23 protein-coding genes are annotated in these 23,526 nt (G+C 71.1%); 12 read left to right on the top strand and 11 right to left on the bottom strand.

What is annotated here, in order from left to right; genetic code table 11:
* Positions 1 to 521: 521 nt before the first annotated feature.
* From HHX31_RS10540 to HHX31_RS10525, 4 genes are read right to left on the bottom strand one after another with little or no spacing between them, the layout of a single operon-like run.
* A complete protein-coding gene (locus HHX31_RS10540) occupies positions 522 to 908 on the bottom strand; it encodes an OsmC family protein (RefSeq protein WP_169947660.1) in 387 nt (128 codons plus the stop codon).
* A 4-nt stretch (positions 909 to 912) separates the two neighbouring features.
* A complete protein-coding gene (locus HHX31_RS10535) occupies positions 913 to 1,977 on the bottom strand; it encodes a HAMP domain-containing sensor histidine kinase (protein WP_169947658.1) in 1,065 nt (354 codons plus the stop codon).
* Positions 1,974 to 2,678, bottom strand: coding sequence for a response regulator transcription factor (locus HHX31_RS10530; protein WP_169947656.1), 705 nt, complete (start codon positions 2,676 to 2,678; stop codon positions 1,974 to 1,976). Before HHX31_RS10530 ends, HHX31_RS10535 begins: the two co-directional genes overlap by 4 nt.
* A gap of 60 nt (positions 2,679 to 2,738) precedes the next feature.
* Entirely contained in the window at positions 2,739 to 3,014 is a 276-nt protein-coding gene (locus tag HHX31_RS10525; RefSeq protein ID WP_169947654.1) for a hypothetical protein, read from the bottom strand.
* Positions 3,015 to 3,187: 173 nt separating this feature from the next.
* On the opposite strand from HHX31_RS10525, the gene HHX31_RS10520 reads away from it, so the two are divergent.
* From HHX31_RS10520 to HHX31_RS10505, 4 genes are all read left to right on the top strand, one after another.
* A complete protein-coding gene (locus HHX31_RS10520) occupies positions 3,188 to 3,559 on the top strand; it encodes a phage holin family protein (protein ID WP_169947652.1) in 372 nt (123 codons plus the stop codon).
* Between the two features lie 102 nt (positions 3,560 to 3,661).
* Complete coding sequence (locus tag HHX31_RS10515; RefSeq protein WP_169947650.1) at positions 3,662 to 4,576, top strand: amidohydrolase family protein; 915 nt, start codon at positions 3,662 to 3,664, stop codon at positions 4,574 to 4,576.
* Positions 4,573 to 5,109, top strand: a complete 537-nt coding sequence (locus HHX31_RS10510) for a cysteine dioxygenase family protein (protein ID WP_169947648.1) — start codon at positions 4,573 to 4,575, stop codon at positions 5,107 to 5,109. Before HHX31_RS10515 ends, HHX31_RS10510 begins: the two co-directional genes overlap by 4 nt.
* 49 nt (positions 5,110 to 5,158) lie before the next feature.
* Positions 5,159 to 5,713, top strand: a complete 555-nt coding sequence (locus HHX31_RS10505; RefSeq protein ID WP_169947646.1) for a Uma2 family endonuclease — start codon at positions 5,159 to 5,161, stop codon at positions 5,711 to 5,713.
* Here HHX31_RS10505 and HHX31_RS10500 read toward each other — a convergent pair whose 3' ends face one another.
* Complete coding sequence (locus HHX31_RS10500; RefSeq protein ID WP_311931724.1) at positions 5,714 to 6,997, bottom strand: MFS transporter; 1,284 nt, start codon at positions 6,995 to 6,997, stop codon at positions 5,714 to 5,716.
* An 85-nt stretch (positions 6,998 to 7,082) separates the two neighbouring features.
* On the opposite strand from HHX31_RS10500, the gene HHX31_RS10495 reads away from it, so the two are divergent.
* Positions 7,083 to 7,859 (top strand): IclR family transcriptional regulator, encoded by a 777-nt coding sequence (locus HHX31_RS10495; RefSeq protein WP_169947643.1) that lies wholly within the window; start codon positions 7,083 to 7,085, stop codon positions 7,857 to 7,859.
* An 81-nt stretch (positions 7,860 to 7,940) separates the two neighbouring features.
* A complete protein-coding gene (locus tag HHX31_RS10490) occupies positions 7,941 to 8,987 on the top strand; it encodes a LacI family DNA-binding transcriptional regulator (RefSeq protein ID WP_311931723.1) in 1,047 nt (348 codons plus the stop codon).
* A 20-nt stretch (positions 8,988 to 9,007) separates the two neighbouring features.
* Here the strand turns inward: HHX31_RS10490 and HHX31_RS10485 are convergent, their stop codons facing one another.
* Positions 9,008 to 10,294 (bottom strand): ABC transporter substrate-binding protein, encoded by a 1,287-nt coding sequence (locus HHX31_RS10485; RefSeq protein WP_169947639.1) that lies wholly within the window; start codon positions 10,292 to 10,294, stop codon positions 9,008 to 9,010.
* A gap of 228 nt (positions 10,295 to 10,522) precedes the next feature.
* Between HHX31_RS10485 and HHX31_RS10480 the strand changes: the two genes are divergently transcribed.
* Positions 10,523 to 12,427, top strand: a complete 1,905-nt coding sequence (locus HHX31_RS10480; RefSeq protein WP_169947637.1) for an ABC transporter ATP-binding protein — start codon at positions 10,523 to 10,525, stop codon at positions 12,425 to 12,427.
* A 146-nt stretch (positions 12,428 to 12,573) separates the two neighbouring features.
* On the opposite strand, the gene HHX31_RS10475 is transcribed toward HHX31_RS10480, so the two are convergent.
* Positions 12,574 to 12,966, bottom strand: a complete 393-nt coding sequence (locus tag HHX31_RS10475) for a MerR family transcriptional regulator (protein ID WP_311931722.1) — start codon at positions 12,964 to 12,966, stop codon at positions 12,574 to 12,576.
* A gap of 141 nt (positions 12,967 to 13,107) precedes the next feature.
* Here HHX31_RS10475 and HHX31_RS10470 point away from each other — a divergent pair, with 141 nt between their 5' ends.
* Complete coding sequence (locus HHX31_RS10470) at positions 13,108 to 14,019, top strand: aldo/keto reductase (RefSeq protein ID WP_169947633.1); 912 nt, start codon at positions 13,108 to 13,110, stop codon at positions 14,017 to 14,019.
* 343 nt (positions 14,020 to 14,362) lie between these two features.
* On the opposite strand, the gene HHX31_RS10465 is transcribed toward HHX31_RS10470, so the two are convergent.
* A complete protein-coding gene (locus HHX31_RS10465; protein ID WP_169947631.1) occupies positions 14,363 to 14,953 on the bottom strand; it encodes a TetR/AcrR family transcriptional regulator in 591 nt (196 codons plus the stop codon).
* Between the two features lie 121 nt (positions 14,954 to 15,074).
* On the opposite strand from HHX31_RS10465, the gene wrbA reads away from it, so the two are divergent.
* Positions 15,075 to 15,683 (top strand): NAD(P)H:quinone oxidoreductase, encoded by a 609-nt coding sequence (gene wrbA, locus HHX31_RS10460; RefSeq protein ID WP_169947629.1) that lies wholly within the window; start codon positions 15,075 to 15,077, stop codon positions 15,681 to 15,683.
* A gap of 146 nt (positions 15,684 to 15,829) precedes the next feature.
* Here the strand turns inward: wrbA and HHX31_RS10455 are convergent, their stop codons facing one another.
* Positions 15,830 to 16,474 carry a TetR family transcriptional regulator gene (locus HHX31_RS10455; protein ID WP_169947627.1) on the bottom strand — a complete coding sequence of 215 codons (645 nt, stop codon included), beginning with the start codon at positions 16,472 to 16,474 and terminating at the stop codon, positions 15,830 to 15,832.
* 76 nt (positions 16,475 to 16,550) lie between these two features.
* Between HHX31_RS10455 and HHX31_RS10450 the strand changes: the two genes are divergently transcribed.
* Entirely contained in the window at positions 16,551 to 17,831 is a 1,281-nt protein-coding gene (locus tag HHX31_RS10450; RefSeq protein WP_169948304.1) for a GH1 family beta-glucosidase, read from the top strand.
* Here the strand turns inward: HHX31_RS10450 and HHX31_RS10445 are convergent.
* Positions 17,813 to 18,709 (bottom strand): hypothetical protein, encoded by an 897-nt coding sequence (locus HHX31_RS10445; protein ID WP_169947625.1) that lies wholly within the window; start codon positions 18,707 to 18,709, stop codon positions 17,813 to 17,815. The two genes, HHX31_RS10450 and HHX31_RS10445, sit on opposite strands and share 19 nt — an antisense overlap.
* Before the next feature lie 243 nt (positions 18,710 to 18,952).
* Between HHX31_RS10445 and HHX31_RS10440 the strand changes: the two genes are divergently transcribed.
* Positions 18,953 to 20,389: an aldehyde dehydrogenase gene (locus HHX31_RS10440; RefSeq protein WP_169947623.1), complete on the top strand. Its 1,437-nt coding sequence runs from the start codon at positions 18,953 to 18,955 to the stop codon at positions 20,387 to 20,389.
* 175 nt (positions 20,390 to 20,564) lie between these two features.
* Here HHX31_RS10440 and HHX31_RS10435 read toward each other — a convergent pair whose 3' ends face one another.
* On the bottom strand, positions 20,565 to 21,320 hold the full coding sequence (locus HHX31_RS10435) for an alpha/beta hydrolase (RefSeq protein ID WP_249345861.1): 756 nt from the start codon (positions 21,318 to 21,320) through the stop codon (positions 20,565 to 20,567).
* Between the two features lie 323 nt (positions 21,321 to 21,643).
* Between HHX31_RS10435 and typA the strand changes: the two genes are divergently transcribed.
* Entirely contained in the window at positions 21,644 to 23,497 is a 1,854-nt protein-coding gene (typA, locus tag HHX31_RS10430) for a translational GTPase TypA (protein ID WP_169947621.1), read from the top strand.
* Positions 23,498 to 23,526: the final 29 nt, after the last annotated feature.

Raw genomic sequence — 23,526 nt, 5'->3', positions numbered from 1 at the left:
GGGTTCATCCCGTCACGTGGACGGCCTTTGCCCATGCCGGGCGACCGGAGGCCGGGAATCAGGCATCAGGCATCAGGCATCAGGTGGAGGCCGGCGGCCGGGTGAATGGGCACGCCGGAGACCGTTCGGCCAACGAGGCGGCGCGGCGCGCAGGGACGTCCCCAGCGGCAGGAAGACCGGCGGACGAGGCGTCCAGCGCCCCATGGACGGGCCGGACGGGCAGGACAGACGGGGAGGGGACGGGGCGGCGACGAGCGGATGACCCCGGAAATGCCGGAGCCGGGCAGTCCCCCAACTGCCCGGCTCCGGATCAAAGCGGTTCCGCCAGGAATGCCCTCCCCAAAGGCACCGGCGGGTCCCCCGCTTTCCCGAACGCGGTTCCCCCATCCGCGTTCTTTATCAAGAAAGTCTGTCGGCCTCTCCCGAGGACCTGCTTCAACAGTACAAGGGGCCCTGTCATGAAGTCGTCATCGGCAGGTTGATTTCCGGCCTACATCCGGGCGGGCACTCGCCCACCCGTGCTACCTCCCGAGGTCCAGCCGGACCTCGGTGCCCTTGCGCAGCGACCGGCTCACCGTGCAGTGCCGCTCGTCGACCCGCTCCGCCACGGCCTCGAAGACCTCGCGGGAGTCCTCCGAGGGCGTCTCCACGTCGTACGTCACGGTGATCGAGCGCAGGAGCGTGGGGCTCTCCTTCTCCGCGGAGACCTCGACGGCCAGCCGGACGAGCCGGTGGCCCCGCTGGGCGGTGAGCGGCTCGACCGTCATGACATTGCAGCCGCCGACGGCGGCCAGGAGCAGCTCGACCGGGCTGAACAGGCCGTCACCCGTGCCCATCTCGATCTCGGCGCCGCGCTCGTTGCGGGCGACGAACCCGTCCTCGGTCCGCTCGACGCGTACAGAGCCCATGACCTCACCCTACTGGCAGGGCCAGGCGGACGAGCGTGCCGCCGCCGGGGGCGGCGCTGGCCGACACGCTGCCGCCGTGGCTGTCCACCACCTGGCCCACGATGGCCAGGCCGAGCCCGGAACCCGGCAGGGCCCGCGCCGAGGGCGCGCGGTAGAAGCGGTCGAACACGTGCGGCAGGTCGGCGGGGGCGATGCCGGGGCCGTGGTCGCGCACCGACAGCACACCGCCCCGCAGGGACACCTCGACCAGGCCGCCGGCCGGGCTGTACTTGGCCGCGTTGTCGAGCAGGTTGGCGACGGCGCGGGCGAGCCGGTCGGGCACGCCCCGCACCACCATCGGCTCCACCGAGACGGAGTACGCCGTCGACGGCCAGTGCCGTGCCGCCCGCGCGACCTCACGCTCCACGAGCTCGTCGAGGCGCACGCTCTCCACCAGCACGGCGGGCTCCTCGTCGCGGGCCAGCTCGACCACGTCGGAGACGAGGGCCGTCAGCTCCTCGAGGCCGCTCGTCACGGCCCGGCTCACCTCGTCGTGCACCTCCTGCGGCAGGTCTCCCCGCATCAGCAGCTCGACGTTGGTCCGCAGCGCGGTGAGCGGGGTGCGCAGCTCGTGGGAGGCGTCGGCGACGAGGCGCTTCTGCGACGTGGCGGAGCGTTCGAGCGCGTCGAGCATCGCGTTGAAGCTGCGCGCCAGGCTGCTCAGCTCGTCGTCTCCGGACACGTCGATCCGGGTGGTCAGGTCACGGGTGGTGGCCACGCGTCCCGCGGCGTCCTTGAGCGCGCTGACGGGCCGCAGCGCCGCCCGGGCGGCCAGCCAGCCGAGCCCGCCGGACAGGACCAGGCCGCCGAGCGCCACGACCACGAAGGGCCAGCCCAGGTCGTCCACGTCCGCGAGGGCCGCAAGCACGCCGTTGGGCGGCCGGTCTCCATAGATCTCGTACGTCCCGTAGCGGTCCATCGCCCATTCCACCCTGCGGCAGGTGATGACGTACGCCGCGACGATCACGACGATCACGCTCACCGCGCCGGCCAGCGCGGAGGCCATGGCGAGCCGCCAGCGAAGCTTCACCGTTCCTCCCCTGCGGCCGAAGGAGCCGCGGGCTCCCTGAGCGCGTACCCGAGTCCGTGGACGGTGTGGATGAGCCGCGGCTCGCCCCCCGCCTCGGTCTTCTTGCGCAGATAACCGATGTAGACCTCCAGCGGGTTGGACCCGGGCCGGAAGCCGTAGCCCCAGATGCGTTCGAGGATGACCTGCCTGGTCAGCACCTGCCCGCCGTTGCGGATCAGCAGGTCGAGCAGGGCGTATTCGGTCCTCGTGAGGTCGATGAGCCGGCGGCCGCGCCTGGCCTGCCTGCTGTCGGGCAGCAGGACCAGGTCGGCGAAGCCCGCCTCGGGGGGCGGCGCGGCGCGGCGGAGCAGGGCGCGCACCCGGGCGAACAGCTCCTCGAGCGCGAACGGCTTCACCAGGTAGTCGTCGGCTCCCGCGTCGAGGCCCGCCACCCTGTCGCCGATGCCGTCCAGGGCCGTCAGCATGAGCACCGGCAGCCGGTTGCCGTCGCCGCGCAGTGCACGGCAGACCTCGATCCCGTCCATGCCCGGCATGAGCACGTCGAGCACCACGAGGTCGGGCGAGACGCCGTCGATGGCGTCGAGGGCGTCCATGCCGTCGCCCGCGGTCGCCACGCCGTATCCCTCGACGCGCAGCGCCCGTGCGATCGCGTCGCGGACCTCGGGTTCGTCGTCGACGACGAGCACCTGTGTCTTGACCACGCCGCCATTGTGACGTGCGGAGATGAGAGCTAGCTGAACGCCCCCGGGGACGGGACGCGCTCAGGCGTCGGGATGTTTGGACAGATAGTCGACGTAGACCGGCCGGAGCGCGTCGCCGAGCTCACCCTCCCCCGCCCCGATCGCGTCGCTGAGCAGCGCCGAGACCCTGCTGAGGTCGTTCGCGGTCTCGCCGGTGTTGCCGCTGGCCGCCTCCGCCGCGGGGATGACCTTCAGCAGCTCCCACAGGAACCCCAGGTCGCCGTGCCGTACGGCGTAGCGCACGGCGCGGTCGTGCAGCTCCTTCGCGGGGAGCGACTCGAGCTCTTCTCCGTCCATTCGATCTCACCCCCAACTTGGGGGCTTCCCCCAGGTTTGCCGCTTATACCCCCGACAGGGAAGAAAGACCTCCGGAAGGGGACTGGCTTTTTGCCGCCCCACCCGGCCGCCCGGTCGATGCCGCGGCCGTGCGCGCCGCGCACTCTTTGCCGTGACGTGGAAGGATCGTTGAGGTGAAGGTCATACTCAAGATCATCGTGGTGGCCGCGGCCCTGTGGGCGTCCACCAAGCTGGTGGACGGCATCACCGTCAGCGCCGGCACCACGGCCAGGCAGATCGGCACCCTCCTCGCGGTCGCACTGATCTTCGGCCTCGTCAACGCCGTCATCAAGCCGGTCATCAAGACGATCGGCTGCGCGTTCTACGTGCTCACGCTCGGGCTCTTCGCCCTGATCGTGAACGCCGCGCTGCTGCTGTTCACCAGCTGGGTGGCCGAGCAGCTCGATCTCCCCTTCCACGTCGACGGGTTCTGGGCCGCGTTCTGGGGCGCCATCATCGTCGGCGTGATCAGCTGGCTCCTCAACATGGTCCTCGGCGACGACTGACCCGGCTCCGGGGCGGGTCGCGATCCGCCCCGGTGTCACACCCCTGCCCTAACCATGTATTCTGAGTAGGGATATAGGACTTCTCAGGGAAGGGGCGGGCCGATGAGCGTTGACGTGCACCAGCACCTGTGGACGCCGTCCTTCGTCGACGCGCTGCGCCGCCGCTCCCGCCCGCCCTACCTGGACGGATGGACGCTCGTCCTCGACGGCGAGCCCCCGTACGAGGCGGATCCCGCCGACCACGACGTGGAGATCCGGCGCGAGCGCAACGCCCACCTCGACCTCGCGCTCGTCTCCCTGTCGAGCCCCCTCGGGATCGAGCACCTGCCGCCGGAGGAGGCGTGGCCGCTCATCGACGCCTACCACGCCGACGCCCGCGCCCTGCCCGAGCCGTTCGGCGCCTGGGCCGCCGTCCCGGTGACCGACCCCGACCCCGTACGGCTCGCGCACGTGCTCGACCACGACCCCGGCGGGCGCCTGGCCGGACTGCAGCTACCGGCGACGGCGCTCGGCGACGCCACGGGGCTGGCCCTGGCCGCCCCGCTGCTCGACGTGCTGGAGGAGCGCGGCCTGCCGCTGTTCGTCCACCCCGGCCCCGCCGCCGCCGCGCCGGGCCCCGCGTGGTGGGCGGCCGTCGTGCCGTACGTCCAGCAGATGCACGCCGCCTGGTACGCCTTCGAGGCGTTCGGCCGGCCCCGGCACCCGCGGCTGAAGGTCTGCTTCGCCCTGCTGGCCGGGCTGGCCCCGTTACACCGGGAGCGCCAGCTCAGCCGGGGCGGCACCGGGCGCGGCCTGGTGGACTCCGGCCTGTTCCTCGAAACGTCGTCGTACGGCCCCCGGGCCGCCGACGCGGTGATCCGCGAACTCGGGATCGACGTCCTCGTCGCCGGTAGCGACCAGCCGTACGCGGAGTCGGTCTGGCCCGACGCTGCGGATCCCGCCCAACGAGCCGTCGATCACGCCGTCCGTGTGGCCAATCCCGGCCGCCTGCTGTCCCGAAAGGAGTCGCCGTCATGAGCACGCCAACGATCCAGGAAGGCGCGCTCTGCGTCTCCGACGGACTGCCCGCGCGCACGCTCGACCGCCGCGAACTGCTCGCCCTCGTGGAGGACCTGGCCGCGCGGCCCGAGCTGTGGCGTCACCACCTCGGCTTCGAGGGCGCGGCGGACGGGGGACGCCACTACGTCTCCCTGCACAGGGACTCGTACGTGGACGTGTGGCTGCTGTGCTGGCGGCCGGGGGACGACACCGGCTGGCACGACCACGACGTCTCCTCGGGCGCGGTCCGCGTCGTGGCCGGTGAGCTGAAGGAGTGCAACCCGCGCATCGGCGGCACCCACCTGGAGACGCGGGTCGTGGAGGGCGACGCGTTCTCCTTCGGGCCCGACCACATCCACCGGCTGACCGGCGAGGCGCCCGGCTCGGTCTCGATCCACGCGTACTCGCCACCCCTGTGGCGGATGGGGCAGTACTCCATCACCGAGGACGGGACCATGCGCCGCCTTTCGGTCGGCTACGCGGACGAATTGCGGCCACTCGACCCGGCCTAGGCGATGTGAGTGGTTCGGCCATCACAGAGCGTGACGCTAGGCTGCCGCCATGACCAGCACGCTCGATGACTGGCTGCGGCCTCGTCAGGGAGACGGAGCCGGGGGCGTCTCCGACCGGCTCTCCCTGCTCCGTCCCACCTCCGGCCTCGTCCCCACGGGCCCCCAGACACGGTTCCGCGAACGCGTGGCCTACGGCCTGCGCACCGCGCTGAACGCGCAGGCGCCGGGCGACCTGGTGGCGGTCAGCCGGATGGACGTCCTGCTGGAGCGTGAGCGGCGGGCCCGACCCGACGTGTCACTGGTGGACGACCTCGCCGCCTCCGACGACCGGAGGACCTGCTACCTCGCCGAGGAGGTGCGGCTGGTCATCGAGATCACCGGCCCCGACTCGGCCGTCCCGGACGACGACCTGCGGCCGGGGCGCTACGCGGGGGCCGGCATCCCGCACTACTGGCGGGTCGAGAGCACCGACTGGCGGCCGTTCGTCTGCTGCTTCGAACTCGACTCCGCCGGCGGATACCGGGTGACCGGCGTCCACCACACCAGGCTCGCGGTCGGCGCGCCGTTCCCCGTCGAGATCGACCTGGAGCGGCTGCCGCGCTGACTACGCACGCGCCGGGCGGGCGGCGAGCATCCCCGACACCAGTTGGAGCGCGCACGCGCCGAGCCCGGCGAGCAGGGGCACGGTCCAGCCGCCGGACAACTCGTGGAGCAGGCCGAACGCCAACGGTCCGACCGCCGCGAGCAGGTAACCGCTCGACTGGGCGACCGCCGACAGCGCGGTCACCGAGGCGGGATCGGGCGCCCGCAGCGTGATGATCAGCAGGGCGAGCGCGATCGACGCCCCCTGGCCGAGCCCGAGGACGATCATCCACAGCCACGGCACGGTGGCCGGCGCCAGCAGCACCCCCAGGTAGCCGCCGACGGTCAGCAGCGCGGCCACGGCGACGTGCGGCGACTGGGAGCGGGCCCGGCCCGCGTGCAGGGGCACGACCAGCGCCGCGGCGATCTGCACGAGGTTCGTCAGGCCCAGCAGGTATCCCGCCTCGTCGGCGGGCAGGCCCGCGGCCTGGAACACGGTCGGCAGCCAGGCCAGCATGACGTAGAAGGTCAGCGACTGCAGGCCCATGAACGCCATCACCGGCCACGTCGCCGGCGCGCGGAGCAGGGCCGCGTACGGCCGGTGCCTCGGCGCGCCGGGCCGCTGTGTCGCCCGGGTCGCGGGCGCGGAGGTCGTGGATGTCGCGGGGGTCGTGGGCGCGGGCGTCGTGGAGGTCTCGGGCGTCGTGGGCGCGGAGGCTGCCCTCATCGGTAATGACGGCCCCCTGGTGAGAGCCGTCCACCACAGGGCCGCCGCCAGCAGCGCGAGCAGGGCCGCAGACCCCGCCGCCAGCCGCCAGCCCGCCTGCCCCGCCAGCGGGACCATCGCCGCCGAGGCCGCCGCGGCCCCGCTCACCATGATCGAGACGTACAGGCCGGTGAACAGCCCGACCCTGTCCGGGAAGTGCTGCTTGACGAGGCCCGGCATGACGACGTTCATCACGGCGATGGCCGTGCCCGCCAGGGCCGCGCCGCAGTACAGCGCGGGCACGCCGTCCGCGCTGCGCAGTACGACGCCGGCCGCCAGCACGAGCAGACCGGCCAGCAGGGTGCGGTCCAGCCCGATCCGCGTGGCCAGCACGGGGGCGACCGGGGCGAGCAGGCCGAGGCACGCCACCATCACCGTGGTGATCGCGCCGCCTCCGGCCGGGCTGAGGCCGAGGTCCCGCATGATGGCCGGGAGGAGCGGCGACACACCCGCGAGGGCGGGCCTCAGGTTGAACGCCGCCAGGACGAACCCGGCGATGAGCAGCGCATTCCCCCGATGAACCTCGATCCCCCTCGTCACCCGCCAAACCCTACCGTCGTGGTCTTCGAAGCCCGTCCTTTCTCCCGAGCCCCTGGCGCTAGGGTTCGGTCGGGAGGTGGCGGCCATGGCGGAGGAGCACGTCCAGTCGCTGGCCCGGGGCCTGGCGGTGATCCGCGCGTTCGACGCGACGAGCCCGGAGCTGACGCTCAGCGAGGTGGCCCGCAGGACCGGTCTCACCCGCGCCGCCGCGCGCAGGTTCCTGCTGACGCTCGCCGGCCTGGGCTACGTGCGGACCGACGGGCGGCTCTTCGCCCTGTCGCCCCGGATCCTGGAACTGGGCTACGCCTACCTGTCGAGCCTGTCCCTGCCCGAGGTCGCGCTGCCGCACCTGGAGCGGCTCGCCGCCGAGGTGCGCGAGTCGGCGTCGGTCTCGGTGCTGGACGACACCGACATCGTCTACGTGGCCCGGGTCCCCACGGCCCGGATCATGCGCGTGACGATCGCGATCGGCACCCGCTTCCCCGCCTACTGCACCTCGATGGGCCGGGTGCTGCTCGCGGGGCTGTCCCCCGAGGAACTCGACGCCTACCTCGCCCGCGCCGACCTGCGGCGGCTGACCTCCCACACCACCACCTCGCCCGCGGCCCTGCGCACCGCGCTCGACGGCGTACGGGCCCAGGGCTGGGCCATGGTGGACCAGGAACTGGAGGAGGGGCTGCGCTCGATCGCAGCGCCGATCAGGGACCGCGACGGCCGGGTGGCGGCGGCGGTCAACGTCTCCTCGCACGCCAGCCGCACCACGCCGGAGTCCGCGCGCCGCGACCTGCTGCCCCCGCTGCTCGCCACCGCCGCCAGGATCGAGGCCGACCTGCGCGCCGGCGGCCACGCGACCCTTCCCTGACGCACTCCCCACGCCGGACAGAATCGATCATCTCCCGATGACAACGTTGTCCAGCGGGGTGGGATGGGAGATGATCTCCGCGTGGCAGAGACCAGGCGCGGCCGTCCGACCATGAACGACGTGGCCGCCGCGGCCGGTGTCGCGCTCAAGACCGTCTCCCGTGTCGTCAACGACGAACCCGGCGTCAACGCCACGACCGCCGGTCGTGTGCGGGCGGCCATCGAGCGGCTCGGCTACCGCCGCAACGACAGCGCGCGCATCCTGCGGCGGGGCCGTACGGCGAGCATCGGCCTGGTCATCGAGGACGTCGCCGACGCCTTCTACTCCAGCCTCAGCCAGGCGGTGGAGGACGCCGCGCTGCGCCACGGCTATCTGCTGTTCAGCGGCTCGTCGCGGGAGGACTCGGCCCGTGAGCGCGACCTCGTCCTCGCCTTCTGCTCCCGCCGCGTCGACGGGCTGATCATCGTGCCCGCCGGGAGCGACCACGCCTATCTCACGCCCGAGTCGGAGGCCGGGCTCAAGGTCGTCTTCGCCGACCGGCCGCCCGGCGCGGGGTTCGAGGCGGACACGGTCCTCTGCGACAACGTCGGCGGGGCCCGGGCGGGCACGGCCCACCTGATCGCGCACGGGCACCGCCGCATCGCCTTTCTCGGCGGCTCCCCCGGGATCTTCACCGCCGCCCAGCGGCTGCGCGGTTACCGGCAGGCGCTGGCCGCGGCCGGCCTGCCGTACGACGAGGGCCTGGTGGCCATGGGCCCTCCTGACCCGGCGCGGACGCGGGCCGACCTCACCCGGCTGCTCGCGGCGTTCGACCCGCCGACCGCACTGCTGGCCGGGAACGGCCGCACCACCGTGGACACCCTGCGGGCGCTGGCGTCGCTCTCCGGCACCGCCGACGCGGGGCTCGCCCTGGTGGGGTTCGACGACTTCACTCTGGCCGACCTGCTGGGGATCACCGTGGTCGCGCAGGATCCCGTCCGGCTCGGCCGCACGGCCGCCGACCTGCTGCTGATGCGCCTGTCCGGGGACGAGAGGCCGGTCAACAGGATCGAACTGGGCACGCGGCTGATCCCGCGCGGCTCGGGCGAACGCCCTCCACTGCCCCGCCTCGGCCGTACGGCGGGCTGACCCGCCCCGGCCCGATCAGGTCACTGGCCGCTGTCGTCAGCCGCCGCGACCAGCGCCCGCTGGAACTTGGCAACGTCCTTGTCCCGCTGGAACAGCCCGACCGCCTCGGTGATCGCGGCCCGCCACTCGTCGTCGGCGACCACGCCGTGCTGGATCGAGCCGGCCAGTTTGCTGCCTGACCACTGCTCCAGGCTCCAGGACAGGTAGTCCTCGTAGAGGGACCGGTCGGCGTCCTTGCGGGCGGGGATCGAGCCCTTGAGCGGGTTGAACGCGTCCTGGCCCTCCTCGCTGGCGGCCATCTTCAGCCACGCGATGGCGCCGTCGCGGTTGGGCGTGCCCTTCGGCAGCGTGAAGCTGTCCGACAGCCACATGAACGTGCCGTCCGTGCCGGGCGACGCGGCCCAGTCGAAGTCCTTGTGCGACTCCTTGCCCAGACCGCCGGGCGGAGCGTTGTGCAGGTAGCTGTAGGCCCAGTCGCCCATGATGTTGAAGGCCGCCTTGCCGTCGGCGACCTGCTTGGCCGCCGGCTGCCAGTCGGCCTGCGGGGTGCCGGCGTACGACAGGATGGTCTTGAAGTTCTCCAGCGCCTTGGTCACGGTCGCGTTCGACCAGTCGGCGCCGGTCGTCCACAGGGCGTTGTAGGCGTCGGTGCCGAGCGAGCCGAGGAGCACGGACTCGAACAGGTGCACCAGGGTCCACTCCGAGCCGATCGACAGCGGGATCTTCCCGCTCTTCTTGACCTTCGCGAGGTCGGTGACGAACTCCTCGACGGTCTTCGGCGCGCCGTCGACGCCGGCCCTCCTGAGGACCGAGGGGTTGAACCACAGGACGTTCGACCGGTGGATGTTCACCGGTACGGAGTACACCTGGCCCTCCACCGTGATCTGGTCGATGAGCTGCTGCGGGAAGACCTCCTTCAGCTTCAGCTCGTCGTACAGGAAGTTCACCGGCTCCAGCTTGCCGCTCTTGATGTAGCCCTGGAGTTCGGCGCCGGCGTGGCCCTGGAAGGTGTCCGGGGGCTGGTTGGCCTGCAGCTTGCTGGACAGCAGCGCGCGGGCCGCGTCGCCGGAACCGCCGGCCACCGCGGCGTCGAAGAACTCGAACTCCGGGTTCTGCTTGGCGAAGATCTTCCGCATCGCCTTGAGGCCGTCGGCCTCACCAGGGCCCGTCCACCACGAGAAGACCTCGACCTTCTTGTGGGCTTTCAGACCGCCTCCGGCCTCCTGCCCGTCACCGCCGCCGCAGGCGGACAGAGCGAGCAGGCCCGCGACGGAGACCGCGACGGCCGTCGTCCACCGTCGTCTCATCGCCAATTCCCTTCGGGCTGGTCCGGAGGATTTCGGGCCCCCGAAGACACATCTGGCTGACAACGTTGTCAGCAGGGCAATCCTGCCCGCTTCCCGGGGCACGTCGTCAAGTTCGTCCCGATAACGTCTCCGCATACGGATCTCGACGGCCTGTTAGGGACATGCGGCAAAGGGAGAGCCGCGACTGGAGCCCGCGAAATTGTCAGGGCGGGCGCACACACTGCTGGCATGACGGTCACACAGCAGGGGGGACACGGCCATCTGTCCGAGGACGACCTGCCGGACCTGGAGGAGATCGAGTCACCTCAGTGGGCCCGGCACTACGGCACGATGGCGACGCTCAGCTTCCTGACCGTGGCGCGGCGGTTGCCCGGCCTGATCCGCCAGGCCCTCCGCATGGCGTGGGAGGCGAGCCCTCGCGACACCGCGGCCACGATCACACTGAACATGCTCGGCGGCGTCTTCACCGCCTTCGGCCTGCTGGCCACCACCGGGGTGCTGACCGCGCTGCTCCAGGCCGGCCCGACTCCCGACCGGGTCCGCGACGCGCTGCCGAGCCTGCTGCTCGTGGGCCTGGCCGCCGTCGTGCGCACGACGGTGCAGGCGGGCGCGGGCTGGGCGGAGTCGCGGCTGTCGCCCCAGGTCAGCCGGATCACGGAAGAACGTCTCTATACGCTGACCAGCCAGGTCGAGCTCGTCTGCTTCGACGATCCGGAGTTCCACGACGCGCTGCAGCGGGCCCGCATGCGCGGCATGCGGGTGGCCGACCTGATCGTGAGCACCGCCATCGACATCGTGTCCGCCCTGGTCGGGATCGTGGCCGCGGCGGGCGTGCTCGGCGTGCTGCACCCCGTGCTGCTGCCGCTGCTCCTGCTGGCGGTGCTGCCCGACGCCTGGGCTGCGGTCCGGTCGGCCAGGCTGCGCTACACGACCGATCTGCGGCTGATCCCGGCGCGCCGCCGCAAGTGGATCATCGAGGAACTGCTCGCCGACAAGGACACCGCGGCCGAGGTGCGCACGTTCACCATGCGCGGCTTCCTGCTGCGGATGTTCGACAGGGTCGCCAGGGGCGAGCAGCAGGTCATGCTCGGCCTCGCGCGTCAGCAGACGTTCGCGAGGGTCCTGGGCGAGGCGCTCGGCGGCGTCGGGCAGGGCGTCGTCTACGTAACGCTCGGGGTGCTGCTGGTGATCGGCGCGGTGCCGCTCGCGGTGGCCGGCACCGCGGTGCTCGCCATCCGGTCCGCCCAGACGGCGCTGGCGAACCTCATGTTCTCGACGAACCGCCTCTACGAGGAGGGCCTCTACTTCACCGACTTCCTGGACTTCGCCGCGCACGCGGAGAGCAGGAAGTCGGCGCCCCGCGAGCGGAAGGCCCCCGAGGGCTTCGAGCGCATCATGGTCGAGGACGTCACGTTCACCTATCCCGCCACGGAGGCCCCGGCCCTTCGCGGGGTGTCGGCCCGCATCGAGCGCGGAGAGGTCGTGGCCCTCGTCGGGGAGAACGGCTCGGGCAAGACCACCCTCGCCAAGATCCTCGCCGGCCTCTACGAGCCGGACGGCGGCCGGGTCCTGTGGGACGACGTCGACGTCACCGAGGTCGACCCCGACAGCCTGCGCGGCAGGATCGCGGTCATCGCGCAGGACCACACCCGGTGGCCGCTGACCGCCCGCCACAACATCACGATGGGCATGGAAAGGGGCGAGGGCGAGGTGGCCCGCGCCGCCGAGGTGGCGGGCGCCGACCAGGTCATCGCCGAACTCCGCCACGGCTACCGCACGCTGCTCGACCGCCGGTTCAAGAACGGGCACGAACTGTCGGGCGGGCAGTGGCAGCGGATCGCGGTGGCCCGCGGCTTCTACCGGGACGCGCCCCTGCTGATCTGCGACGAGCCCACCGCTGCCCTCGACGCCCGGGCGGAGCACGCCCTGTTCGAGCGGATCCGGCAGCATGCGGACGGCCGGACCGTGCTGCTCATCACGCACCGCCTCGCCAGCGTCCGCTACGCCGACCGCATCTACGTGCTCGACCACGGCAAGGTCCGTGAGCACGGCACCCACGAGGAGCTGATCGCCCTCGACGGCCTCTACGCCGAGCTCTACAACCTCCAAGCCCAGGCCTACCGCCCAACCTAACCCCCCTGCGCCCACCCCCCGTGATCTTGCAGTTTGTCGCACGCGTACGCCCTGACCTGGCCCGACAGCTTCCGTGATCATGCACGAAAGGCGGCTACGGCCCGCCGGCCTCGGCGTACGCGATGCCTGATCTTGCAGACGACCTGTCAGGAGGCCTGCTCGGGGAGCATGTCGCGCATGGTCCGCACGTCCTTGTAGTACTGGATCTTCCGCTGGATCGCGCCCTGCTTCTGACACAGGTCGGCGATCTGGGCCTCGACCTTCCTGTCGTGCTCCTCCAGCAGCGCGATCCGGTCCCCGATGGTGTGCTCACCCTGCCGTACGAGCTGGGCGAAGCGCAGCATCTCCGAGATCGGCATACCGGTGTCCCGCAGGCAGCGGACCATGCCGAGCCAGCTCACGTCCTCTTCTGTGAACCGCCGTTGGCCCGCAGCGTTGCGGCCGACCGGTTCCAGCAGCCCGATCCGTTCGTAGTACCGAAGCGTGTCGAGGCTGAACCCGGTCTCCTCGACAACCTGTCCAGGTGTGTACACCGCCACACCATTGATCCTGACACATCGGATGTCGAACGTACGTGTGCTTCTCACGGCCCGCATCCGGTAATCGGGCCGCAACCCCGCCGCCACATGACCCGAAAGTCGCTTGCGCTGGAGTGCACTCCAGGCGGCATGGTGATCGACATGAGAATCGCTCTGGGAACGATCCCCTTCGGGACCACTGTGGACGAGGCGACCTCGTTCGCCATCCTCGACCGCTTCGTCGAAGGCGGCGGAACGATGCTCGACACGGCCAACAACTATCCGTTCTGGCTCGACGGCGCGACCGGCGACGAGAGCGAGGCCACCATCGGCCGGTGGCTCGCCTCCCGGCGCATCCGGGACAGGGTGGTGCTCAGCACCAAGTGCGGCGCCCGCCCGGCCGAGACCGGCGCCCGTACGCTCGACGCCGCCGAGGGCCTGTCCGCCGACGTGATCCGGGCCGCGATCGAGGGCAGCCTGCGCCGCCTCGGCACCGATCACGTCGACGTCTACTGGGCGCACATCGACGACAGGTCGACGCCGCTGGAGGAGACGGTCGCCACCTTCGACGAACTGGTGCTCGCGGGTAAGGCCAAGGAGATCGGCGCGAGCAACCACGCGGTGTGGCGGCTGGAGCGGGCCCGCTCGCTCGCGGCGGCCCGTGGCGGCGCCCGATACCGTCACGTGCAGCTCCGCTACTCCTACCTCCACCCCCGGCCCGGCGTACGGCTGCCCGAGGGCGGCCACACCCTGGCCACCGAGGAACAGCTCGACTACGTACGCTCCGAGGGCGACCTGACCCTGTGGGCCTACACTTCGCTGCTCGCGGGCGCGTACGCCGGCAAGCCGCTGCCCGAGCACTACGAACACCCGGGCACCACGAGGCGGCTGGCGGCCCTGGACGAGGTGGCCGGCGAGCTCGGCGCGACGCGCAACCAGGTCGTGCTCGCCTGGCTGCGGGCGCAGGACGTCATCCCGATCGTGGGTGTCAGCTCGGTCGCCCAGCTCGAAGAGCTGCTCGTCGACGTCAAGCTCGGCGACGAGCAGATCGCCCGTCTCGACGCACCCGCCTGACAGGCGCGCCTGCGGCGGGGGCTGTCGCGCTGACCATGCCCCGGATGAAGGTCGCGGTGCTGCGTCACGCCCTTTCGAGGGCAGCGGGGCGCAGCCCGCGGCCACGGGCGCGCTGCTCGCGGCGGGAACGGTCTAGCTGGCCTTCACCGATAGGGCGTCATCGCCGCCGTCTTCGCGGCCGACGAGCACGCTGCGCCACTCGTGCCCTGGCGACGTACGTGCCGCCAGGGCTGCGCCGTCTCGTCGCCGCCGCCTTCGTCGTGCTCGGGCCGGCGATGTACGGCACGGGCGTCTGGGTCGTCAGGCCACGGTCACGTCACGCCGGTGAGGCGAGCGGCCGTCGCTAGAGCCCGAGCAGGGAGTCGATGCCGGCCTTGATCCGGTCCTCCGGCACACCGCGTTCGACGGTGAGGTGCTCGAGCAGGCTCGGCACGAACGGCGCGAGCAGCAGATGGGCCAGGACCGCGGGGTCCGATTCCGGTCTCATCTCGCGCAGCAGCATGGACACGTGTGCGTGCATGGTGCGGTAGGCGCCGCTCTGATAGCGGGCCCCCGGTGAGGCGCTCTCCGCCGCCGCCATGATCTCGCCCTGCTCGATGACCCGGTCGGCGAGCGTGTGGAGGAAGGCACGCAGCCGCTCGGCGGGCGGCGCTCCGGGGCCGAGGGGCGGCGGACCGGTCATGAAGGCCTGCTGGAAGCGCTGCTCGCCGTCGTCGAGCACCGCAAGCAGGAGGCGGCTCACGTCACCGAACCGGCGGTAGACGGTGCCGACGCCCATGCCCGCGGCGTGCGCCACGGCGTTCATGGTGACGGCTTCCGGCCCCTGCTCCGCGATCAGGCGAGCGGTCACGTCGAGGATCTTCCGCCGGTTCCGAGCGGCGTCCGCGCGTTCCAGCAGTGGCTGGCCGGTGACGGGAAGCTCGGTGCGGGGCATGGCCCCGAGGCTACCGGACTCGAGATCTACTCTCCGGCTTGCAAAGCGGATTGTTATCCGATTAACTGCCTTCGAACCGGATAACTATCCGATTGATCGTCGCTTCGGAGGGCATGTCATCATGAGCGTCAAGATCGCGGTCATCTACTACTCGGCCACCGGCAACGTCCACCAGCTCGCCAAGGCGGTCGCCGAGGGCGCGGAGAAGACCGGTGCCGACGTCCGGCTGCGCCGGGTGCCCGAGCTGGCACCGGACTCCGCCATCGACGCCAACCCGGCCTGGCGCGAGCACGTCGAGGCCACCAAGGACGTGGAGGTCGCCACACTGGACGACCTGGCGTGGGCGGACGCCTACGCCTTCGGCTCGCCGACCCGTTACGGCAACATCGCCTCACAGCTCAAGCAGTTCATCGACACCACGGGCGGCATCTGGCAGCAGGGCGTCATGGCCGACAAGCCCGCCACCGGGTTCGCCAGCGCCCACAACGCCAACGGCGGCAACGAGTCGACGATCCTCGCCCTCTACAACACCTTCCACCACTGGGGTTCGATCATCGTCGCGCCCGGTTACACCGACCCTGTGGTGTACCCCGCGGGCGGCAACCCGTACGGCACCGCCCACCGGGGCGGCGCGGGCGCTCCCTCAGAGGAGACCCTCGTAGCGGCCCGCTACCAGGGCGAACGCCTGGCGACCATCACGGCCCGGCTCCTCGCCGGCCGGGCCGCCTGAACGGCGCCACACCCGCTCATTCGAACTCTTGGAACGGCCTGAGCGAGGCAGCAGGAGTCGAATACGATAAGTGATGCGTGACCCACTCGGGGTCACGAAGTGAAGCCGGGTTGACCTCCGCAGGTGGTGGCCCGGCTTTCGCGTGCCTAGGCCAGGTGGTCCGAGAGGTAGCGGCGGACGAGGCGTTTGCATTCGGCGATGAGGTCGGGGTCGCCCTCGGGGTGCGCGCGGAAGGCCAGTTTGAGCACGGCGTCGGCGGCCTCCACGGCGACCACGAAGGCGCGCGACAGGTCGTGGCCCGGCGCCACCCCCAGCCACTCCACCACGAGGGAACGCAGCCGGTCGGCCACGACGACGTTGTTCTCCAGGGCCTCGTCGAGCATCCGCTGGGTGCCGGGCAGGGCAGGGCCGCCGGGGGCGGCGAGCACCTCGCCGAAGTCCACCACTCCGAAGCCGGGCGTGGTCCGCTTCATCCGTACGAACTCGTCGACGACCAGGTCCACGGCGTCGGTCCAGTCGGACGGCGGCGCGTCGGCCAGGCGGGTCGCGATCAGGTCCAGGTACGCCTCCAGGTTCCGCAGCGCGAGCGCGCGGACGAGGCCCTGCTTGTCGGTGAAGAACTGGTAGAAGGTGCCGATCGGCACCTCGGCCCGGCGGGCGACCTCCTTGGTGGTCAGGGCCGCGTACCCCACCTCGTCGAGCAGCCGGGCGCACTCGTCCAGCATCCGCCCGACCCGCTCCTGACTGCGGCGTTGCGCGGGCCGGCGGCGCAGCACTCCCCCTGTGGTCATTCCGCCATTCTCTCCCGCTTCGGCACCATCCGAGCTAACATGAGATGTACTCATGTTAGCTCGGAGAGGCGGCACCATGTTCCTCTGGGGTACGGCCACCGCGTCCTACCAGATCGAGGGAGCGGTCACGGAGGACGGCAGAGGCCCCTCCATCTGGGACACCTTCTCCCACACCCCCGGCAGGGTCCGCGACGGGCACACGGGCGACGTGGCCTGCGACCACTATCACCGGTACGCCGAGGACGTGGCGCTGATGGCCGGCCTCGGCGTCAACGCCTACCGCTTCTCCATCGCCTGGCCGCGCGTGATGCCCGACGGCGGCGGCGCGGTCAACCAGGCGGGGCTCGACTTCTACGACCGTCTCGTGGACGCGCTGTGCGAGAACGGCATCACCCCCGTCCCGACGCTCTTCCACTGGGACCTGCCGCAGGCGCTGGAGGACGAGGGCGGCTGGCTCAGCCGCGACACCTCCCGCCGTTTCGCCGACTACGCCGCCGTCGTGGCCGAGCGACTGGCCGGCCGCGTACGCACGTGGATCACGCTCAACGAGCCGTTCGTCCACATGGTGGAGGGGTACGGCCTGGGCGTCCACGCCCCGGGCAGGGCGCTCATGTTCGACGCGCTGCCGGTGGCCCACCACCAGTTGCTCGGGCACGGCCTGGCCACGCAGGCGCTACGGGCGGCCGGGGCGGAGCAGGTGCTCGTCACCAACAACTGCACCCCGGTCAGGCCCGCCTCCGACTCCCCTGAGGACCTCGCCGCCGCCGAGACGTACGACATCCTGCACAACCGGCTGTTCAACGACCCGGTCCTCACCGGCGCCTACCCCGATCTGTCGGCGTTCGGCGTCGAACTTCCGGTGCGGCCCGGCGATCTGGAGACCATCGCCCAGCCTCTCGACGGGCTGGGGATCAACTACTACAACCCCACCCGGATCGGCGGCCCCGCCGGGGACGGTCTGCCGTTCCGGTTCGAGGAGATCTCCGGGGTCCCCACCACGGCCTTCGGCTGGCCCGTCGTCCCCGACGGCCTGCGCGCACTGCTCGACGGCCTCAGGGCCCGGTACGGCGACGCGCTGCCGCCCGTCTACATCACCGAGAACGGCTGCTCGTACGACGGCCTCGACGACCAGGAGCGGATCGCCTACCTCGACGGCCACATCCGGGCGATGCGGCAGGCGGACGTGGACCTGCGGGGCTACTTCGTCTGGTCGCTGCTGGACAACTTCGAGTGGGCCGAGGGCTACCACCAGCGGTTCGGCCTGGTCCACGTCGACTTCGAGACCCAGGAGCGCACGCCGAAGGCGTCCTACCACTGGCTGCGGAAGTTCCTGGAGGATCAGAGCACCGACACGTGAACGTGGTCGTAGTGGTTGGCGGTGACGCCGCCGCGGTCGGACATCATCCGCCATCCGGCGCCGGTGCGCATGTCGTAGAAGCGCTGCTGCCAGATGATGTACATGATCCCGTACTGGCTCGCGTTCTCGATGCACCACTGGGCCAGGGCGTCGCCGCGCTCCTTGGCGACCGCGTCCGGCATGCGCCCGCCGCCGCTCATCATGAAGTCGCAGGCCCGGCCCTTGCCGTGCTCCCCGGGATCGCCCGGGCGCAGGCAGCCGACGCCGAACGGCATCGGGAACTGCGTCATGATCGCATTACGCGTCGAGACCATGCGCTGGGTCAGTCCGCTGCCGGCGTCGGGCGCCTGGAAGCCGTACTTCGCCATCAGCCGCTCGACCTCGCCGCGCCTCGCCTTGAGCTGCTTGATGTGCGTCTGCAGCTTCCCGATCTCCGCGGCGGCCACGCGGGCCGACTTCTTCTGGTTGGCGACGAGGTCCTTCAAGCTGTTGAGCCGCTCGGTCCTGGCGTTGCCCAGATAAGCCTGCATCGCCAGCGAACTCGGGTCGGCCGACATGGAGAACAGTTGCGAGGCGTCCGCGCCGCCGGTCATGTACGAGGACTGGGCGAACCCCACGACCTGCCGCTGGGCGAGGCTCAGGTCGGCCTGCAGCCTCTTCACCCGGGTGGAGGCCTTCTGCGCGGCCCTCTTGGCGTCCTCCAGGCTGAGGATCTCGCCGCGGTACTCCTTCTGGAGCGCGGCGGCCTCCTGCGTGAGCTTGCGGAGCTTGGCCTGCAGGTCCGGCTCGGCCTCGGCCGTGAACGCACCCGACAAGGACGGTGCGACAAGCAGAGCGGTGGTGACCACCGCCAGCCTGGCCCAGCGTCCCGACCGCACGTGACCTCCACTTGTATTCGGTCCGAAACTATAGAAGACGATCTTTACGGTCTGCTACCGGATCAGGGGAAGCTCTTGGGTTCAAAGCGGACAGCGACCGGACACCCTCCCGTCCTGACTGGTCACCGCCGACGCCTTCACCTGCGTGGATCCCGTGCCGCGGGGCCGCTATTGCCAAGGCAGAGCAGAACATGATTCGGTCTGTCTGAGTGCGCGACGGCGCGCCCGATCAGGAGGCAGGCAATGCTGCAGCACGAGACGCTGTTCATCGGGGGCGACTGGGTGGCCCCCGCGGGCACGGGCACCATCGAGGTGGTCTCCCCCCACAGTGAGGAGGTCGTCGGCCGCGTGCCGGACGGCACCGCCGCCGACATGGACCGGGCCGTCGCGGCCGCCAGGGACGCCTTCGACAACGGACCCTGGCCGCGGATGACGATCGCCGAGCGCGCGGCGGTCGTGGGACGGCTCGCCGAGATCTACGAGGCCTGCCAGGCCGAGATGGCCGAGATCATCACGACCGAGATGGGCTCACCGATCACGTTCTCCCAGCTCGCCCAGGCTCCGCAGCCGCTGGGGATGCTCAAGTACTACGCCGGGCTCGGCGCGACGTTCCCCGTGGAGGAGGAGCGGCCGGGCCTCTTCGGCCCGATGGTCGTCCGCCGCGAGCCGGTCGGCGTCGTGGCGGCCGTCGTCCCCTGGAACGTCCCCCAGTTCGTCACCATGACCAAGCTCGCCCCCGCCCTCGTCGCGGGCTGCACCGTGGTGGTCAAACCGGCTCCCGAGACGCCGCTCGACTCCTACCTGCTCGCGGAGATGATCAGAGAGGCGGGCGTCCCCGCCGGGGTCGTCAACATCGTCGCGGCCGGCCGCGAGGCGGGCGAGCACCTGGTCTCCCATCCCGGCGTCGACAAGGTGGCCTTCACCGGCTCGACCGCCGCCGGACGCAGGATCGCGGCGATCTGCGGCGAACAGCTCAAGCGCTGCACGCTGGAGCTCGGCGGCAAGTCGGCGGCGATCATCCTGGACGACTGCCACCTGCCCTCTGCCATGGGCTTCCTGTCGATGGCCTCGCTGATGAACAACGGCCAGGCGTGCGTGGCGCAGACGCGCATCCTCGCCTCGCGCAGCCGGTACGACGAGGTCGTCCAGGCCGTGGCCGAGATGGTGACGAGCCAGCGGGTGGGCGACCCCGCGGACCCCGCCACCGGCATCGGGCCGCTGGTGGCCAGGCGGCAGCAGGAACGGGTCGAGGGCTACATCAGGTCGGGCATCGAGGAGGGCGCCAAGCCGGTCGTCGGCGGCCTCGACCGGCCGTACGACCGGGGCTGGTACGTCGCCCCCACCGTCTTCGCCGGGGCCACCAACAACATGCGCATCGCCCGTGAGGAGATCTTCGGCCCGGTGCTGACCGTGATCCCCTACGAGGACGAGGAGGACGCGGTGCGGATCGCCAACGACAGCGACTACGGCCTGTCGGGCTCGGTCTGGACCGCCGACACCGACCACGGAGTGGACATCGCCCGCCGGGTGCGCACCGGCACGTACGGCGTCAACGTCATGCACACGCTCGACCCGAACACGCCGTTCGGCGGATTCAAGGCCAGCGGCCTGGGCCGGGAGCTCGGCCCCGAAGGCCTGTCGGCCTACCTGGAGACGAAGTCGATCGCCCGGCTGGGCTGAACGCGTCCCGCCGGCCCGGTACGGCGTGCGTGCCGTACCGGGCCGGGGAAACCGCCCAGCACGCCCCCGCGACGCTGGACCACCGCGCCGGTCCCCCCTTTACGGACTCACCGCATGGACGCCCGGAACCCGCGCGCAGGAGGCACCGCCTCCTGATATTTCTCATAGACGGCCGTTATGGCGATTTGGTTCGAGAGATCCACTGACCGATTTTGCGGACCAGGTCGGGGGTGGCAGCCGCCTCCGCGTGGCCGTACCCCCGCTCGATCCACAGCTCCTTCGGCTCGCCCGCGCACTCGTACAACTGGTGGGCGTGCTCGACGGGGAAGAACGGGTCGTGGTCGCCGTGCACGATCAGCAGCGGCGTGGGCGCGACCAGCGCCGCGGCCTCGTACGGCGGGAGCGGGACGGGGTCCCACGTGCCGCGCGCGATCCTGGTGCGTTTGACCAGCCGGGCCGCCAGCCGCCCGTGCCAGCGCTCGATCGCCCAGTGGACCTGCCGCATGGGCTTGGTGCCGCGGTAGTACCAGCGAGCCGGGCCGCTCACCGACGCCACCGCGTCCACGCCCCCGTGCAGCGCGGCGTGCCGTACGGCCACGGCGGCGCCCATCGAGAAGCCGACGGTGACGACGCGCCGATAGCCGATCGAGCGGGCGTGCTTGACCGCCGCGTCTACGTCGAGGACCTCCAGGTCGCCCACGGTGGACCGGCCGCCGGACCGGCCGTGCCCCCGGAAGTCGAACGACACCACACCGCCGAACCGCGACAGGACGTGCACGATGCGCCGGGTGTCCGGCCCCCGCCATGTCCCGGTGAAGCCGTGCGCGACCACGATGCCGAGATCGAGTGAGCCGTTGGGCGTGTGCGCCGCGTCGATGCGGACACCATCCGCCGTGCGCAGCATCGCCCCGAAAGCAGCAGCGAGAGTCATGCCCTCGACCTTATTTCCCGCCATTCCTCCTCCCGTCCGACGGGGATCGTCCGTCGACGGCAGCAGTTCCCGGGTGGCCGCGGCCCTGAACTCCCCGCCGCCGGACGACGTCGAACGACCCGGTCCGCTCTCGGTCGCGTGGGCCGTGGGGACGGGAGGAATGCGAGTCGCCGTACGCGTGTTCTCATCGAGGGTTCCGCAGGCGCGCGTGGCGGCGATCGGCATCAACTAAAATGGGTTGGCCGTGCCTTGCGGCGGATGTGCGTCTCGCTTCAGTCCCGGGACGCGGACGACACCCCGACGAATCAGAGCGAGACTTCACTATGCCTATGAACACCCGCGACGACCTGCGGAATATCGCGATCATCGCGCATGTCGACCACGGCAAGACCACGCTGGTCGACGCCATGCTATGGCAGTCCGGCGCGTTCCGGGCCAACCAGGACGTGGACGAGCGGGTCATGGACTCCAACGACCTGGAACGCGAGAAGGGGATCACCATCCTCGCGAAGAACACGGCGGTCAAGCACGGCGGGATGACCCTCAACATCATCGACACGCCCGGCCACGCCGACTTCGGCGGCGAGGTCGAGCGCGGCCTGTCGATGGTGGACGGCGTCGTGCTGCTGGTCGACGCGTCCGAGGGCCCGCTGCCGCAGACCCGCTTCGTGCTGCGCAAGGCGCTGTCGGCGAAGATGCCGGTGATCCTGTGCATCAACAAGGTGGACCGGCCGGACGCCCGCATCGCCGAGGTCGTCGACGAGGTGTACGAGCTGTTCATCGACCTCGACGCGACCGAGGAGCAGATCGACTTCCCCATCGTGTACGCCTCGGCCAAGGCCGGCCGGGCCTCGCTGGCGCGTCCCGCCGACGGCGGCATGCCGGACTCCACCGACCTGGAGCCGCTCTTCGACACGATCAAGAGCACGATCCCCGCGCCGGTCTACGACCCGTCCGCGCCGCTCCAGGCCCACGTCACCAACCTCGACGCGTCCAGTTACCTCGGCCGTATCGCGCTGTGCCGCGTCCACCAGGGCACGATCCGCAAGGGCCAGCAGGTCGCGTGGTGCCGCACCGACGGCAGCGTCCAGCGCGTCAAGATCTCCGAGCTGCTGATGACCGAGGCGCTGGAGCGCAAGCCCGCCGAGGAGGCCGGGCCCGGCGACATCATCGCGATCGCCGGCATCCCCGACATCATGATCGGTGAGACGCTGGCCGACCCCGAGGACCCGCGCCCGCTGCCGCTGATCACGGTCGACGAGCCAGCGATCTCCATGACGATCGGGACCAACACCAGCCCGCTGGTCGGCAAGGTCAAGGGCGCCAAGGTCACCGCCCGTCTCGTCAAGGACCGCCTCGACAAGGAACTCGTCGGCAACGTCTCGCTGCGCGTGCTGCCCACCGAGACCCCGGACGCCTGGGAGGTGCAGGGCCGCGGCGAGCTGGCCCTGGCCATCCTCGTCGAGCAGATGCGCCGCGAGGGCTACGAGCTGACCGTCGGCAAGCCGCAGGTCGTGACCAAGGTCGTCGACGGCAAGGTGCACGAGCCCGTCGAGCGCCTCACGGTCGACTGCCCGGAGGAGTACCTCGGCGCCGTCACCCAGCTCCTCGCCGTACGCAAGGGCCGCATGGAGCACATGACCAACCACGGCACCGGCTGGATCCGCATGGAGTTCCTGGTGCCGGCGCGCGGCCTGATCGGCTTCCGCACCGAGTTCCTGACCGAGACCCGCGGCACCGGCCTCGTGCACCACGTGTTCGAGACGTACGAGCCGTGGTTCGGCGAGCTGCGCACCCGCAACAACGGCTCGCTGGTCGCCGACCGCGCGGGCCAGGTCACCGCGTTCGCCATGCTCAACCTGCAGGAGCGCGGCACGCTGTTCGTCTCCCCCGGCACCGAGGTGTACGAGGGCATGATCATCGGGGAGAACTCCCGCTCCGACGACATGGACGTGAACATCACCAAGGAGAAGAAGCTCACCAACATGCGCTCCTCCACCAGCGAGGAGACCGAGAAGGTGATCCCGCCGCGCGTCCTGTCGCTGGAGCAGGCTCTGGAGTTCATCCGCGAGGACGAGTGCGTCGAGATCACCCCGGAGACGGTGCGCATCCGCAAGGTCGTCCTCGACGGGTCCAGCCGGGGCCGCGCCGCCGCCCGCGCCAAGCGCGGCAGCTGAGGCCTGTCACCGTGATCGGGCCCCGGCCG

It is taken from the genome of Microbispora sp. H11081 (genome assembly GCF_012999535.1).
Taxonomy (GTDB): domain Bacteria; phylum Actinomycetota; class Actinomycetes; order Streptosporangiales; family Streptosporangiaceae; genus Microbispora.
The sequence above is the reverse complement of the archived record's forward strand: the minus strand, read 5'-3'. Positions and strand labels throughout refer to the sequence as shown.